Source organism: Bacteroides sp. AM44-19, assembly GCF_003603395.1.
Classification (GTDB): Bacteria; Bacteroidota; Bacteroidia; order Bacteroidales; family Bacteroidaceae; genus Bacteroides; species Bacteroides uniformis.
The window spans coordinates 580,822-595,946 of the sequence record NZ_QTNB01000001.1 but is presented as its reverse complement, the minus strand read 5'-3'; the positions used below and the strand labels follow the sequence as shown (position 1 = coordinate 595,946).

At 45.8% G+C, this 15,125-nt stretch carries 13 protein-coding genes; 1 reads left to right on the top strand and 12 read right to left on the bottom strand.

All coding sequences use genetic code 11. From position 1 onward, the window contains the following. Positions 1-163: 163 nt before the first annotated feature. From DW947_RS02745 to DW947_RS02695, 10 genes are all read right to left on the bottom strand, one after another. A complete protein-coding gene (locus tag DW947_RS02745; RefSeq protein ID WP_117962616.1) occupies positions 164-1,708 on the bottom strand; it encodes an alpha-N-arabinofuranosidase in 1,545 nt (514 codons plus the stop codon). Between the two features lie 23 nt (positions 1,709-1,731). Further along, positions 1,732-3,330, bottom strand: a complete 1,599-nt coding sequence (locus DW947_RS02740) for a xylulokinase (RefSeq protein WP_016273410.1) — start codon at positions 3,328-3,330, stop codon at positions 1,732-1,734. Positions 3,331-3,454: 124 nt separating this feature from the next. Further along, entirely contained in the window at positions 3,455-4,963 is a 1,509-nt protein-coding gene (gene araA, locus DW947_RS02735) for an L-arabinose isomerase (RefSeq protein WP_117962618.1), read from the bottom strand. A gap of 38 nt (positions 4,964-5,001) precedes the next feature. Next, a complete protein-coding gene (locus DW947_RS02730; RefSeq protein WP_044468144.1) occupies positions 5,002-5,688 on the bottom strand; it encodes an L-ribulose-5-phosphate 4-epimerase in 687 nt (228 codons plus the stop codon). Positions 5,689-5,697: 9 nt separating this feature from the next. After that, positions 5,698-6,375, bottom strand: coding sequence for an NUDIX hydrolase (locus DW947_RS02725; protein WP_044468143.1), 678 nt, complete (start codon positions 6,373-6,375; stop codon positions 5,698-5,700). Positions 6,376-6,408: 33 nt separating this feature from the next. Continuing rightward, positions 6,409-8,151 carry a sodium:solute symporter gene (locus DW947_RS02720; protein ID WP_044468142.1) on the bottom strand — a complete coding sequence of 581 codons (1,743 nt, stop codon included), beginning with the start codon at positions 8,149-8,151 and terminating at the stop codon, positions 6,409-6,411. Between the two features lie 22 nt (positions 8,152-8,173). Further along, entirely contained in the window at positions 8,174-9,313 is a 1,140-nt protein-coding gene (locus tag DW947_RS02715) for an aldose epimerase family protein (protein ID WP_117962620.1), read from the bottom strand. 266 nt (positions 9,314-9,579) lie between these two features. Further along, on the bottom strand, positions 9,580-10,734 hold the full coding sequence (gene galK / locus DW947_RS02705) for a galactokinase (RefSeq protein ID WP_005826576.1): 1,155 nt from the start codon (positions 10,732-10,734) through the stop codon (positions 9,580-9,582). Between the two features lie 49 nt (positions 10,735-10,783). Beyond that, positions 10,784-12,094, bottom strand: coding sequence for a sugar MFS transporter (locus DW947_RS02700; protein WP_005826573.1), 1,311 nt, complete (start codon positions 12,092-12,094; stop codon positions 10,784-10,786). A gap of 42 nt (positions 12,095-12,136) precedes the next feature. After that, the gene (locus DW947_RS02695) at positions 12,137-13,234 is read right to left on the bottom strand and encodes an aldose epimerase family protein (protein ID WP_117962633.1); all 1,098 of its coding nucleotides are present in this window, start codon (positions 13,232-13,234) and stop codon (positions 12,137-12,139) included. A 198-nt stretch (positions 13,235-13,432) separates the two neighbouring features. On the opposite strand from DW947_RS02695, the gene DW947_RS02690 reads away from it, so the two are divergent. After that, the gene (locus DW947_RS02690) at positions 13,433-14,404 is read left to right on the top strand and encodes a type I phosphomannose isomerase catalytic subunit (RefSeq protein WP_005836045.1); all 972 of its coding nucleotides are present in this window, start codon (positions 13,433-13,435) and stop codon (positions 14,402-14,404) included. Between the two features lie 75 nt (positions 14,405-14,479). Here DW947_RS02690 and DW947_RS02685 read toward each other — a convergent pair whose 3' ends face one another. Both DW947_RS02685 and DW947_RS02680 read right to left on the bottom strand, forming a co-directional pair. Continuing rightward, positions 14,480-14,740, bottom strand: coding sequence for a hypothetical protein (locus DW947_RS02685; protein WP_005826570.1), 261 nt, complete (start codon positions 14,738-14,740; stop codon positions 14,480-14,482). Between the two features lie 12 nt (positions 14,741-14,752). Then, positions 14,753-15,106, bottom strand: a complete 354-nt coding sequence (locus tag DW947_RS02680; protein ID WP_005826569.1) for a phage holin family protein — start codon at positions 15,104-15,106, stop codon at positions 14,753-14,755. Positions 15,107-15,125 lie beyond the last annotated feature (19 nt).

The following is a 15,125-nucleotide window of genomic DNA, read 5'->3' as shown; positions in this document are numbered from 1 at the left end:
TCAATAGGTTATTTGGTCCTTGTAGGTTTTCCAAGGGCAAAGATAACTCTTTATGCGTAATTCACAACACTCGAAGAGTGTCTTTTTTATCAGTATTACTGCCTTTTTGCTGCTAAAATGATACTAAACGTATTTAGCTGATTTTGTGCGGTGCACGGTAGTTTTACTGTAACTCAATAGTAACGATTGATTTGGCCGGAAGTTTAATCTTGAGAATATCTTTATTGACTTTTACCTCTTTGAACGGAACGGGTTTCACATTGTCGGGATTTTCAAATGAATTGTAGTCCGTCAGATTGGTGGAAGTCAATATTTCGCCAACTGCTTTCTTGGCTTTCGTTCCAGACAGATTGATGGTCACTTCTTGTGCATTGTCTGCATCTACGTTGGACATGGAAATGTGTATCTTGCCATTTTGGTCTTTGGAGGCGGTAGCGCTGACCATTGGTATTTTGCGGTTGTCGCGTACATCCATCATGTCGCAGTTCAGCTCAAGAGGAATGTAGGTGGCATCCTGGTGTACATTGTACATTTTGAATACATAATAAGTGGGGGTGAGTACCATGTTTTTTCCGCTGGTCAGAATCATGGATTGCAATACATTGACGATTTGGGCAATGTTCGCCATTTTCAGACGGTCGGTATATTTATGGAAGATGTCGAAGCTGAGGGAGGCGACAAAAGCATCACGCAATGTATTCTGCTGGTACAGATGTCCGGGATTGGTACCCGGCTCAGTGTCCCACCAGGTTCCCCATTCGTCAAGCATCAGCGCCACGTTCTTTTGAGGGTCGTATTTATCCATAATGGTGCAATGCTTCTTGATGACATCTTCTATTTCGCGGCATTTGCCCAGTGTCCAGTAATAATCGTCTTTACTGAATCGGGTGGCGGCGCCTTTACTGCCGTTCCATCCGCTGACGGTATAGTAGTGCAAGGAAAGACCGTGCATACGGCCGCCTACGCGGTCCATCAGCACTTTGGTCCAGTTATAGTCGTAGTCGCTGGCACCGCTGGCTATCTTGAAGAGGCTATTGCCGTCATAGTTGCGGCAGTAGGTGGAATAGCGGCGGTAGAGGTCGGCATAATATTCGGGACGCATGCTCCCACCGCAACCCCAGCTTTCGTTACCCACACCGAGGTATTTCACTTTCCAGGCTTTGTCGCGACCGTTCTGGCGGCGCAGGCGTGCCATGGGGGAGTCTCCTTCGGAGGTCATGTATTCCACCCATTTGGCAAGTTCTTCTACGGTACCACTGCCTACGTTTCCGCTGATATAGGGTTCACAACCCAGCATTTCGCAGAGATTGAGGAACTCATGGGTTCCGAAACTGTTGTCTTCGATAGTGCCTCCCCAGTTGTTGTTCACCATTTTGGGGCGGTTTTCTTTAGGGCCGATACCGTCCATCCAGTGGTATTCATCGGCAAAACAGCCGCCCGGCCAGCGGAGGACGGGTACACGGAGCTCCTTCAGTGCATTGAATACGTCGGTGCGATAACCGTTGATGTTGGGAATATCGGAGTTTTCACCTACCCAAAGTCCGCCATAGATACAAGTTCCCAAATGCTCTGCAAATTGGCCGTAGATTTCTTTGGGAATGATTTGCCCGCTCTGGTCTGTGTGTAAAGTGATAGTGGCACTTTTCTGTGCGAAGAGTGACAACGAGGTGGAGAGAAATATGCTACTGATAAATAACTTTGTGTTCATAGTTTTTTAGTGTTATTAAATACTTAGTTCTTGAATCTTACTGCTGCTTCTTCGATGGGCAAACCTGCTTTATAGCTTTCAATGTAGGTGTTGAATCCGCTTACATCTTCGGCTGTCGGTGAGATTTCAATACCGGCATCTCCGGTGAATACATGCTTGTCCAGGAAGTCGGCAAGGGATTGGCTGTTTCCGTTATTTGCGAGGTAGGAAGCGAGGAGGGCAATACCCCAGGCACCACCTTCGCCGGCTGTTTCCATAACGGAAATGGGTGAATTGATGGCAGCTGCCAGTATTCTCTGGCCTACTCCTTTGGTTTTGAAGAGTCCTCCGTGACCGGTGATTCTGTCTACTCTGATTTTCTCTTCATTGAAAAGGATGTCGTTGCCGATTTTGAGAACTCCCACTGAAGCATACAGATGGGTGCGCATGAAGTTGGCAAGGTTGAACTTGTCGTTTGCCGAACGTACAAACAGTGGACGTCCGTCTGCCAGTCCCGTTATAGGTTCGCCTGATATGTAGTTGTATGAGATGAGGCCTCCGCAGTCTGCATTGCCTGTCAGGGCGTGGTTATAGAGCTTTCCGTAGATTTCGTCCATATCTACGGGGATACCCATCAGTTCCTGGTATTCTTTGAAAATATTGATCCAGGCATTGAGGTCGGAAGTGCAATTGTTGCAATGCACCATAGCTACGAGGCTTCCGTCGGGGGTGGTTACCATGTCAATCATTTCGTAGGGCTTGGACAATTCTTTCTCCAATACAATCATTGAGAAAGAGGAGGTGCCTGCCGATACGTTTCCAGTGCGCTGCTTTACGGCGTTGGTGGCAACCATGCCGGTTCCTGCGTCACCCTCGGGCGGACAGACGGGAATTCCTGCTTTCAGATGTCCCGATACGTCGAGGCGACTGGCTCCTTCGGGAGTAAGGAAGCCTGCGTTTTCACCGGCCGACAATACCTTCGGCAGAATATCTCGAAGCCTCCAGTCGTATCCTTTCGGAGCAATAAGTCTGTCGAACTTATCCACCATTTCAGAAGAATAGTTTTTGGTGATGGGATCGATGGGGAGCATACCGGAGGCATCTCCTATGCCCAGTACCTTTTGACCGGTTATTTGCCAGTGGACAAAACCTGCAAGGGTGGTCAGGTAATTGATGGATGGAACGTGTTCTTCATTATCGAGGATGGCTTGGTAGAGGTGGGAAATGCTCCAACGCAGAGGGATGTTGTAGACAAATAGTTCGGATAGGGCTGCGGCAGCCTGGCCGGTATTGGTATTTCTCCAGGTACGGAAGGGCACAAGGATTTCTTCTTTTTCGTTGAATGCCATATAGCCGTGCATCATGGCACTGACACCGATGGCTGCCAGGGTTTCTATCTCTGTATCGTAAAGGCTCTTTACATTAGCACGAAGGTCTGCGTAGCAATCCTGCAACCCATACCAGACAGCTTCGACGCTATATGTCCACAGTCCGTCGACTAACTGATTCTCCCAAGTATGGCTTCCCTGGGCGATGGGTTTGTTTTCCTGGTCAATCAAAACCGCCTTGATTCGTGTGGAACCGAGTTCTATGCCAAGGATGGCCTTACCTGCCTCAATGGTTGATTTTGCATCTAATTTCATGGTATTAATGATAATTTACGGATTTATAGTACGATTATAAACAACGGATTACTAATTGCAAACTACTAGTTACGTTTGTGGTACGTGTAATTAGTAGTCCGCAATCGGTAATCCGTAATGATTATCAGCAAAGTGCCTTGTTCAGCATATAGTAGACTTCATTCATGCGCAGTTCTTTTTTGAACTCGCTGATGGTGGTATTTTCATCGATGACTACCATTTCGATGCCGGCCATTTCGGCAAAGTCTTCCCAATATTCCACCGTCAGGTCGTAGGAGAAGCTGGTATGATGTGTACCTCCGGCCAGAATCCAGGCTGCAGCGCCCACCTCGAGGTTGGGCATTGGAATCCACAGTGCGCTGGCAACGGGCAACTTGGGCAGAGGCTTGCTCTTGATGCATTCTACTTTGTTCACAATGAGGCGGAAGCGATTGCCCAGGTCTACGATGGTAGCGGCTACACCTTCACCTTGCTTGCTGGTAAATACCAGGCGGGCTGTTTCGCTGTCGATACCGATGCTCAGACGGTGCACTTCCAGTTTCGGCTTCTGTTCGGCAATCAGTGGACAGACTTCCAACATGTGTGCCTGCAGGATGGCGCTCTTTTCTCCGTCGAAGTTCAGCGTATAGTCTTCGAGGAAGGAGCACCCCTTCGGCATGCCTTGACTCATCACCCAAGTGGTACGGTATAGTGCCGCAGTTTTCCAGTCGCCTTCGGCACCGAAGCCGTAACCTTCTGCCATCAGTCGCTGTGAGGCCAGTCCGGGGATTTGGTCAAAGTCGCCCAAATCGTTGAAGTTGGTGGTGAAGCCTTTGGCACCCGTGTCTTTCAGCACGCGGCGAATGGCGATTTCGGCCTTGGCGGAGTTCCATACTTTGGTGTAGGCTTCCGTACGTGCGTCTTCCAGTTCGGGAGCGTGGTCGTAGAGCTTGAAGTATTCTGCTACGAGTGCCTTCACGTCCTCGTCGCTGACAGCATTGTAGTATGTCATCACATCATTGATGGGATAGTAGTCCACATGATAGCCCAATACTTGTTCGGCACTGACCTTGTCACCGTCTGTCACAGCCACGTTGTTCATCTGGTCGCCGAAGCGGATGATGAGCATATCCTGCGCATCAGCCCATGCGGCAGCTACGCGCATCCATGCGGCAATCTGGTTTTGGGCTTTTTCGTCCTGCCAGTGGCCTACTACCACTTTGCGGTTCTTTCGCATACGTGTCACGATGTGTCCAAATTCGCGGTCGCCGTGAGCCGATTGGTTTAGGTTCATAAAATCCATGTCCATCGTCTCCCAGGGAATTTCCTTGTTGAACTGTGTATGGAAGTGTAGTAATGGCTTCTTCAGTTCCTGCAAACCGTGAATCCACATTTTGGCAGGAGAGAAGGTGTGCATCCAGGTGATGACTCCGATACACTTATCGTCGTTGTTGGCGGCTTTGAAGGTAGCGGTTACTTCTTTGGATGAATTGACCGTACCTTTATATACTACCTTTACGGGCAGTTTCCCGGAATCATTCAGACCTTTCACCATTTCATTACTATGTGCGTCTACTGCGATAACTGCGTCACCTCCGTACAAGAGCTGTGCTCCGGTTACGAACCATACTTCATATTGTTCAAATGTGTTCATACAATTTATTTTTATAGTTTATATTTAAAGAATGATAGTTATTTCTGTCCATAATAAGCGTTAGGACCGTGCTTGCGGCTGAAATGTTTTTCTATCAGCAGCGGATTCATGGTCAGATTGGGGTTCACGGCATAGGCTATACTTGCCATTTTTGCCACCTGCTCCATCACTACGGCATTATGTACCGCTTCGTGTGCGTCTTTTCCCCACGAGAAAGGACCGTGGTTCTTTACCAATACTCCGGGAGTATGTACCGGGTTCAGCCCCTCAAAGCGTTTTACGATGACATTTCCCGTTTCCAGTTCATACGCTCCTTCCACTTCCTCCTTCGTCATGTCTGCTGTGCAGGGTATGGCGTCGTGGAAGTAATCGGCATGTGTTGTCCCGATATTCGGTATGTCACATCCGGCTTGTGCCCAGGCTGTGGCGTAAGTAGAGTGCGTGTGCACCACACCGCCGATTTCGGGGAATGCTTTATAGAGAACCAGGTGGGTCGGCGTGTCTGAAGAGGGCTTTAACCGTCCTTCCACGACCTTACCGTCAAGATTCACCACTACCATATCTGTAGCTTTCATGTCATCGTAGCTTACACCACTGGGCTTGATGACTACCAATCCCGTCTCACGGTCGATGGCCGAAACATTGCCCCAGGTGAAGATAACCAGTCCATGCTTCACCAACTCAAGATTGGCATGGAATACTTTTTCTTTCAGTGCTTCTAACATAACTCTATTTTACAGTTTAAATTTCGGTGCCTTACGATATAGATTCTCGTTGAACTGATATAGTGCAGCTCCCCGTTTGGAGCCGGTTTTGTCTATTTTGTCCGTCTTTTCGATACAGTCCAGTTCGGCTATCCGCTTACGGAAGTTGCGTTTGTCCATGGCTTCTCCATAGATGGCTTCGTATAGACTTTGTAGCTGCGATAAGGTGAACAGCTTGGGTAGCAGGTTGAAGCCTATCGGCTCGGTAGAGGCCTTCTGCTGCATCAGCTTCCGTGCCTGCGCTACCATTTGCGGATGGTCGAAAATCAGTTCCGGCAGTTCGTTGATATTTACCCAAAATGCATTGTGTTTCTGCACCAGTTCTTTATCATACTCATTGATGTTGATTAGTGAGTAGTAGGCAATAGAGACAACACGTTCGCCCGGGTCACGGCCGATGGCTCCGAATGAGCCGACCTGCTCCATGTATACATTGTCCAGTCCGGTCAGTTCATGCAGTACGCGTTTGGCAGCATCGTCCACGCTTTCATCCTCTTGTACAAATCCTCCCATCAGAGACCATTCGCCCATTGCCGGCTGAAAGTTACGCTTCAGCAGCAGCAGGTTCAGTTCCCCTTCGTTGAAACCGAAAATGATGCAGTCCACGGAGACGTAGAATTTGGGGTTCTTACTATAATAAGTTGTCATAAGTATGTATATTTATCGTTTGACAGTTGAGTGTTACCAGAAATAAATATAGAATAGAGCACAGAGAATCACAACTCCCAGTGAAGCAATGACATCCCATTTATTCCAACTTTCTCTGATTAGTTTTTTGTAACTGCCGGTGAAGGTTATGGCTTCTATCTGCTCGGCAGTGGGTTTGGGAGTGAAACAAGAAACTACTGCCATCAGTACGAGCAGGAATACAAGCAGCCAAATTTCGAAGATGAGCCAGTTGGTCTGCCAGAACCAGCTGGTGTATTCCCAGTACCAGCCGTTCATGACGTCTTTACCGGTATTGGTAAAGATATTCGTCAGTAGGCGTACCATACCGATGATGAATCCTACAATCATGCCTACTTCACCCGCTTTCGGTGTAATCCGTTTTGAGAAGATACCCAATGCAAATACGGCTACCATGGCAGGAGCCAGGAGTGACTGGATGCCTTGGAGGTAATCGTATAGACTTCCTAGACTCATCATGATGGGAATCCATGCCATACCAAGGATAACAACTACTACTGTGGCAATACGTCCTACCAATACGTAGGTAGCTTCACTTTTACCTTTGCACATGGGTTTATAGAAATCTTCAGTGAAGAGAGTGGCACATGAATTGAAGAATGCAGCCAGCGAAGCAACCAGGGCACAGATGAAACCGATAGTTACAATGCCTTTTACACCGGCGGGCAACACGTCTTTTACCATAACGGCAAAAGCGGCATCTGTGTTTGACATGTCGAACTCGCCTTTGGCGGCCAGGGCTGCTGCCACCATGCCCGGAATGAGGAACATGAATACCGGCAGAATCTTGAAGTAACCGGCTGCAATGCTACCGCGACGGGCGCGCTTCATTACGACATCATTCGCTTCTCCTTTACTTTGTCCAAGCACACGTTGAACAATGTGCTGGTCTGTACACCAATACCAGAAACCGATGATGGAAGCTCCGATGAATACCCAAAAACCGGGATATTCCTGATACATCGGGTCTGCTTCACTCCAATGGAACATGTGGTTGGCACCGTATGCATGGCCGTCTGCTCCTACATTCATGGCATTGCGGGCATGTTCCATCATTTCTGTCCAGCCGGTAGCGATACTTCCACCACCTAGAGCTGACAGCCCCAGGAACAGAACGAGAAAGGAACCGATAATTAGAATAGGGGTCTGGATAGCTGAAAGGGTCATTACCCCCTTCATACCACTCAATACCGTGAAAAGACCGGTCAGTACAATCAGGCCGATAGCTCCGTACCAGAATGGTAGTCCAAGAAGAAATTCGAGGAAGATACCTCCGGTATAGGCTGTTACGCTCACTTTAGTCAGAATGTAGGCAATCAGTGTTATGATGGAGAGCCATGAACCCGTGCGTTGTGTGTAACGGTATTTCAGAAAATCGGGCATAGTGATGATTTTTCCCATCTTATTATTCAGCAACTGATAGAACGGAACAAACAACCATCCTAAAAGAAGAATCATCCAGCCTTGCATTTCCCAGTGAGCCATGCCTACTCCCGATTTTGCTCCGGTTCCGGCAAGACCTACCAGGTGTTCCGAGCCAATGTTGGCAGCAAAGATTGCTGCACCGATAATGTACCAGGGTTCTCCTTTACCAAATAGATAATCAGCACTGCTTGCTCCTTGTTGCATACGTTTGTCTTTCTGGACAGCACGCCATACAGCCCATATTACAGCTGCCATGCCGACTATGAGGATTACCCAGTCGAGCCATATAAATTCATGTGAATTCCAATTCATTGTACGATGTGTATTTAAAAGGTTATTTTTCTATAGTGAATTTAAAGATACATTCACTGTTGTATGTTTGTCCGGGTTCCAGTACGACAGAAGGCCATTGGGCTTTGTTGGGGCTATCCGGATAATGTTGTGTCTCAAGGCATACGGAAGCGCGCTGGTTGTAAGTAATGCCTTTTTTACCTTTTACGGTGCCGTCCAGGAAATTCCCGGTATATACTTGTATGCCTGGCTCATTGGTATAAACTTCCAGGGTGATGCCGCTTATAGGCGATGTCAGTTTGGCTGCCACTTGGGATAGGTCACCTTTAGTATTCAGTACCCAATTATGGTCATATCCGTTTCCGTTCTTTATTTGTTCAAAGTCAATCCGGTTGATGTCTTGTGCCACACTCTTGGGAGTGGTAAAGTCCATTGGTGTTTCTTTGACGGAGATGATGTCACCCGTTGGCATGAAAGTACTGTCTACCGGAGTATAGTTGTCTGCATTGATGTATAAGATGTGGTCTGTTGCTGCCTTTGAAGGATCACCTGATAAATTGAAATAAGAATGGTTAGTCATATTGATAACCGTCTTTTGGTCTGTTGTTGCACTGTATTTTATATCAATGGCATTGTCATCCGTTAACTTGAAAAGTACTTTTGCCGTAACATTACCCGGGAAATTCTCGTCTCCATCCGGTGAAATGCGGGTGAGCTCCAGAGTTGTGCTGTCAATGGGATTGGCACTGTATACTTGGTATTGCCATCCTTTGGGGCCACCGTGCAGGCAATGTCCGAAATTGTTCTGTGGTAACTGTATGGTATCTCCGTCAAGAACGATTTTCCCTTGGTTAATCCGGTTGGCGTAGCGTCCGATAGAAGCACCAAAGTCACTTGGTATGTTGATGTAATCGGCAATGCTGTCAAAGCCCAATACTACATCCTGCATAACTCCATTTTTGTCGGGTACCATAATGGATACAATACGTCCTCCAAAGTTTGTGATGCATACTTCCATGCCCGCTTTATTCTTCAGCGTATAAAGCTGTGTCTGGGCGTCATTGACTGTTGTTTGGAATTTTACTGGATCAAGACCGGACAGCGTAAGCGTTGTTTCTGTCTTTTGATTGCACGCAGTTAGCATCATTGCGGCAATTCCTGCAAGTAGAACATGTCTTTTCATGGTTTTGTATTTAATGTAAATGAGATGATTATCTTTCTTTGGGTGTAAAAGTAACACTTTTCTTTAGTGTAGGCTGTACACTTTTATATGTTATGCAACATAAGTGTCAAGAAACATATCTGTGCCAACTGGCTGTACAGATAGATGTGTTCGGAATAAACTTCTCGGATGATTTTGTTTTTAGAGTGGAAAACGGTGGAATAGGGGAGAAGAAAAAGGCGCTTCTCATTACTGGGAAACGCCTTTTATTTGAATGCTGATGTCTATTATTCTAATCTGCGGGCACCGTCGCTGATGACTACATCATATACTTTTGGGCTTCTGCCGAACTTCTTCTTGAATTCATCTTTTGCTTTTTCGATGAATGTACTGTACAATTCATCCTTTACCAGATTGATTGTACATCCACCGAATCCACCGCCCATGACACGTGAACCGGTAACTCCACAATCGAATGCAAGGTCATTCAGAAAATCGAGTTCTTCGCAGCTTACTTCATACAACTTACTCATGCCATGATGTGTTTCATACATCTTTTGGCCTACAGTTTCATAATCGCCTTTCTCCAGGGCGTCGCAAACGTCGAGTACGCGTTGAATCTCTTCGATGACATATTCTGCACGCATATAGTCTTCTGCGCTGATGTCGGCTTTGGCTTCTTCCAGCATGCCCATGGTAACGTCACGCAGGAATTCTACGTGTGGATGCTTCTTCTGAACAGCGGCAACAGCAGCTTCGCAGCTTTGACGACGTTTGTTGTATGCTGAAGATGCAAGTTCGTGTTTCACTACAGAATCTACAAGAACCAGACGATAGCCTTGCGGGTCGAATGGGAAATACTGATATTCCAGTGAACGGCAATCCAGGCGGATGAGGCTTCCTTTCTTTCCGAATACAGAAGCAAATTGGTCCATGATACCACAGTTTACGCCACAATAGTTGTGTTCTGTAGATTGTCCCACTTTTGCCAATTCAAATTTGTCTATCTTGTTGTCACCGAACAAGTCGTTCAAAGCATAGGCATAGGTACTTTCCAAAGCTGCTGACGAGGACATTCCTGCACCCAGAGGCACATCGCCTGCAAAAGCGGTATTGAAACCTTTTACATCTACACCGCGTTTCATCATTTCCCGGCACACGCCAAAGATATATCTTGCCCAGCTTGCGCGGGGTGCATCTTCTTCATTCAAGCCAAATTCCACGTAATCTTTCAGGTCGATGGAATAAGCTTTTACTGTGTTTGTGCCGTTGGGCTTTATTTCTGCAATCATTCCCTTATCGATTGCTCCGGGGAATACAAAACCACCGTTATAGTCTGTATGCTCACCGATAAGGTTGATGCGACCCGGAGAAGCATAAACAGCTCCCGTTGTTCCGTCAAAGTGCTTGATGAAACGGCTTCTTACGTATTCTATATCCATGATATTTATATTTTATAAGGTGAATAAATAAATTACCTATATTTTCTTGTTAATCGACCTTGATGTCCTTATTGACATTTTTGCAGCCTACCAAACCGTAGAACAACAGATAGCCAAGGGCTGCGATGATAACCCAGTAACTCGGCATGAAACCTGCAATGTCGGCCACCAAACCTTGGATAACGGGCAAGATGCCGCCGCCGCATACCAATACCATGAACAGACCGGAAGCCGCTGCCAGATATTTACCCAATCCTTCTACGGCCAAATTAAAGATACCACCCCACATGATGGAAGTACACAGACCTACCAGTACCAGATACATTGCATTGATGGGTACTTCTGCAAATCCGAAAGAGAGACCTCCCGTAGCACTTTGTTGGAGTACCGGCAGATTGACAAGCGAACCGGTAGATGAGAAGATGGCAAGGAATACCAAAAGTAAGCCTAATGCGGAAGTAAAGGTAAGCATTGCCTTACTGGAGATTTTTGCACCCAATGAAGCGCCGGCCAGACGTCCAATCAGCATGAGGAACCAATATGTACCTACAACAAAACCGGAAATGGTGGAAGAAATGCCTGCTCCTCCCTTTTCAATCGGATCGGTCAAGAACAAGTTCAGAGTACCCGGTACACCAACTTCGACACCTACATATACAAAGATCGCTATAGCTCCCAAAATGAAGTGGCGGAATTTTAAAGCGCCTGACATCAACTTACCGATAGGTTCTGTTGAAGTTGCAGCATTGGGTTCCGGTATGGGCACAATCAAAAGAACGAAGAACGCGATGGCAAATACAGCCATTGCTGTGTACATTACAGGGAATATCTGAGAGATAGTAGCTTTTTCAATGGAACCGGCAATCAGGATACCTACGAACATCGGAGTAATGGTGGCCATTACGGAGTTGAAAGAACCACCCACTTGGATAAGCTGGTTTCCTTTGTTACCTTCGCCGCCGAGCTTGTTCAGCATCGGGTTGACTACCGTATTAAGCAAACACATGGAGAAACCGGCGATGAAAGCGCCAATCAAATATACGGCAAAAGCCATATCAGGGCTTGAATGACCTGATAAATATTGGATACCTACACCGATAAAGCCTACAGCTACTGCTATCAATGCCGTTTTTTTATACCCTACCCGTTGTAGTAAGATGCCGCTTGGTATTCCCATCACTGCATATGCAATAAAGTTACCAAAGTTACCCAACATCCCTAAAGCGTTGGATACTGAAAACTGATTTTTCAGTACGATTCCCATAGGGGCAGCAAGGTTGGTAACAAATGAAATCATACCAAAAAGGAAGATCATCGTGATAATTGCGATGAGTTTACCATTCTGTTTTTGTTGTGTCATGGTTTTGTAAAATTAATAAGTTTATAAATTGGATTAGTTATTTCATTCTTGTACACCAAACTTGTAGATTGTCACTTGCTGGTACTCATCACCCGATAGCAATACTGCCGACGGAAAATGGGACTTGTTGGGCGTATCGGGAAAACACTGGGCCTCAAAGCAGACTGCACTTCTTGCAGGGAAAGTGGCTCCATGGGCACCTTCAAAGCCTCCGAGCCAGTTTCCAGTGTAAAGCTGGACGCCATTTTCAGTGGTATATACTTCCATAGTTCGTCCGCTGTTGGGCTCTATGCAGGTGGCTGCAAGGCTCAGCTCTCCACTTTCAGTCTTGTTCAGTACATAGCAATGGTCATATCCTGCGCCATTCACAATTTGTGTATGTTTCTCATCAATTCGTTCACCAAGAGTATGGGGAGTACGGAAATCCATAGGAGTACCTTCTACCTTCAATATCTCTCCGGTAGGAATGGATACTTCATCGATGGGTACATAAAAATCTGCGTTGATGGTAACGATATTGTTTAAGACTGTAGGGGAGGGATTGGCTATACCGGCAAGATTGAAGAAACCGTGATTGGTCAGATTGACGATGGTGGCTTTATCGGTAGTAGCCCGGTATTCGATGACCAGAGCATTGGTCTCATCCTCCAGGCGATAAGTCATTTCTACTTCGAGATTTCCGGGGAAGCCCTCTTCGCCGTCAGCGGATGTGTAGTTGAAGATGACTGTTGATGGCTCTGGCTGGACAGCATCCCATACACGGGTATGAAAACCAGTCGGACCACCATGCAGTGAGTTGGGACCATTGTTGATTGCCAATTGGTGCTCTTCGCCGTATAAAGTAAACTTTCCTTTAGCTATCCGGTTACCGTAGCGTCCGATGGTAGTGTTTAGAAAAGGTTCCGGGCTGTTGATTACATGTTCAATACTGTCGTGTCCTAATACAACATTGGCATATTTGCCATTTTTGTCGGGTACCATGATGGAAAGTATTGCACAGCCGTAATTAGTAACTGCAACTTCCATTCCCTGGGCATTCTTCAGGATAAACAAATCTGTCTTTTTGTTATTTATATCCTTTTGAAAGTCTTTTTGGTTCAAACCGGACAAATTACTTTCTGTTGGAGTAGTGTTTATCATATTCATGGTATTAATTAAATTTCTTGCAAATAAAAAGAAATTCTTTTGTTCCCCCAAGTAATTGGAAGGAAATGTGGAGAACATTTTAGGAAAGTTTAGCGTTTAACAAATGGAATACAAATTGATATTTTTTGTATGTTTGCCCCCGGAATCTAAAAAAATCACATCATTAACAGAAAGTTCTAATAAAAACAACGAATGTATCCTCTAAAATTTGAGCCTATTCTGAAGCAGACGCTTTGGGGAGGCGACAAGATTATTCCATTCAAACATTTGAATGATACCCTTGCCAATGTAGGCGAGAGTTGGGAAGTGTCGGCAGTAGAAGGCAGTGAGTCTATAGTGGCCAATGGTGCAGACAAAGGATTGACGCTGCCGGATATGGTCAGAAAATATAAGGAAGACCTGGTAGGAGAAGCCAACTATGCACGTTTCGGAAATAAGTTTCCTTTATTGATAAAGTTTATTGATGCCAAGTTGGACTTGTCGATTCAGGTACACCCGGGTGACGAGTTGGCTAAGAAACGTCATAACAGTTTTGGTAAAAATGAAATGTGGTATGTTATTGCTGCTGACCAGGGTGCCAAGCTGATTTCCGGTTTTGCAGAGCAGATTACTCCGAAAGAATATAAGGAACGAGTGTATAATGGTACGTTTGCGGATGTTCTGCAGACTTGCGCCATTAAACCGGGCGATGTGTTTTATGTGCCTGCAGGTCGGGTACATGGAATCGGTGCGGGAGCTTTTGTAGCAGAAATACAGCAAACGTCGGATATCACTTACCGTATTTTTGATTACAATCGTAAGGATAAGGATGGTAAATCAAGAGAACTGCATACAAGCCAGGCCATTGATGCCATTAATTTTGCAGATGTGCAGGACGATTTTCGTACGGAGTACGAGCAGGTGCAGAATGAACCGGTAGAAATGGTGGCAAGCCCGTATTTCACGACTTCCATCTATGACATGACGGAAGAAATCACTTGTGACTATTCTGAACTGGATTCTTTTGTTATTTTTATTTGTGTGGAGGGTTCTTGCCGTATTATTGATAATGAGAAGAATGAAGTTTCCGTACAAGCGGGCGAAACAATCCTGCTGCCAGCTGCAACCCAAGAAGTGACGATTGTGCCTGAAGGAGCAGTGAAGTTGCTTGAGACGTACGTATAAAAGTGCTCAGACTATATCGGATAAAAAAAGAGGGGATGACTGTTATGGCCATCCCCTCTTTTTTTATCCGATATTCTATCTCTTTCTTCCAAATATTTTTCTGAATTTCTTCATTACCTTTACCCCCAATACTATACCGTCAAAAACAGCCATACCCGTGTTGAATGCTCTCATCATGGCATTTGCCTTGTTGGTAGCTGGTTCCAGCGGAGCAAAAATTTCTTGTGTAAGCCCAGTCATGATTTCTTTCTGGAGTCGTATTTCTTGTAGCAGCATGGCTTTTTTCTGGGCGATACTTTCTAAAGTGACGGGAGTCGTATTGGTCGTATTATCCATGAATATTTCGAATTAATTGTCTAAGAATAATTCTGCGATAAGTTTTACTGTCGGATCAATAATGAGCTTTTTGCGGAATAGGACAAGCAGAACGATGAGTAGGATATGGAAGCACGTGATAAGTGCAAAACTCATCATTAGCCCGCCTACCAGCGGAGCTAAGATATAGACCAGCGTAAACGACAGATGAAACAGAACCACTACGCCGAGTATGACGACCAATAGCACCAATAAAAGTGTAGAAAGCAGTTTGGATAGTTTTTCGGTGACTTCCAGTTTGGTATATTCTTTTTGCAGCTCCAGGTATTTCTTGAATTCAATGAAGAGCTGCTGCATATTTTCTATACTTTTGTCGTCTGCAAACATAGTGGTTCTGTTTTTTACC

Bases quoted from the DNA above. Each gene is read 5' to 3' on its own strand.
- DW947_RS02715 (WP_117962620.1), bottom strand. From the start codon at position 9,313: ATGAAAAGACATGTTCTACTTGCAGGAATTGCCGCAATGATGCTAACT.
- araA (WP_117962618.1), bottom strand. From the start codon at position 4,963: ATGAACACATTTGAACAATATGAAGTATGGTTCGTAACCGGAGCACAG.
- DW947_RS02690 (WP_005836045.1), top strand. From the start codon at position 13,433: ATGTATCCTCTAAAATTTGAGCCTATTCTGAAGCAGACGCTTTGGGGA.
- DW947_RS02740 (WP_016273410.1), bottom strand. From the start codon at position 3,330: ATGAAATTAGATGCAAAATCAACCATTGAGGCAGGTAAGGCCATCCTT.
- DW947_RS02730 (WP_044468144.1), bottom strand. From the start codon at position 5,688: ATGTTAGAAGCACTGAAAGAAAAAGTATTCCATGCCAATCTTGAGTTG.
- DW947_RS02685 (WP_005826570.1), bottom strand. From the start codon at position 14,740: ATGGATAATACGACCAATACGACTCCCGTCACTTTAGAAAGTATCGCC.
- DW947_RS02720 (WP_044468142.1), bottom strand. From the start codon at position 8,151: ATGAATTGGAATTCACATGAATTTATATGGCTCGACTGGGTAATCCTC.
- DW947_RS02725 (WP_044468143.1), bottom strand. From the start codon at position 6,375: ATGACAACTTATTATAGTAAGAACCCCAAATTCTACGTCTCCGTGGAC.
- DW947_RS02700 (WP_005826573.1), bottom strand. From the start codon at position 12,094: ATGACACAACAAAAACAGAATGGTAAACTCATCGCAATTATCACGATG.
- DW947_RS02695 (WP_117962633.1), bottom strand. From the start codon at position 13,234: ATGATAAACACTACTCCAACAGAAAGTAATTTGTCCGGTTTGAACCAA.
- galK (WP_005826576.1), bottom strand. From the start codon at position 10,734: ATGGATATAGAATACGTAAGAAGCCGTTTCATCAAGCACTTTGACGGA.
- DW947_RS02745 (WP_117962616.1), bottom strand. From the start codon at position 1,708: ATGAACACAAAGTTATTTATCAGTAGCATATTTCTCTCCACCTCGTTG.
- DW947_RS02680 (WP_005826569.1), bottom strand. From the start codon at position 15,106: ATGTTTGCAGACGACAAAAGTATAGAAAATATGCAGCAGCTCTTCATT.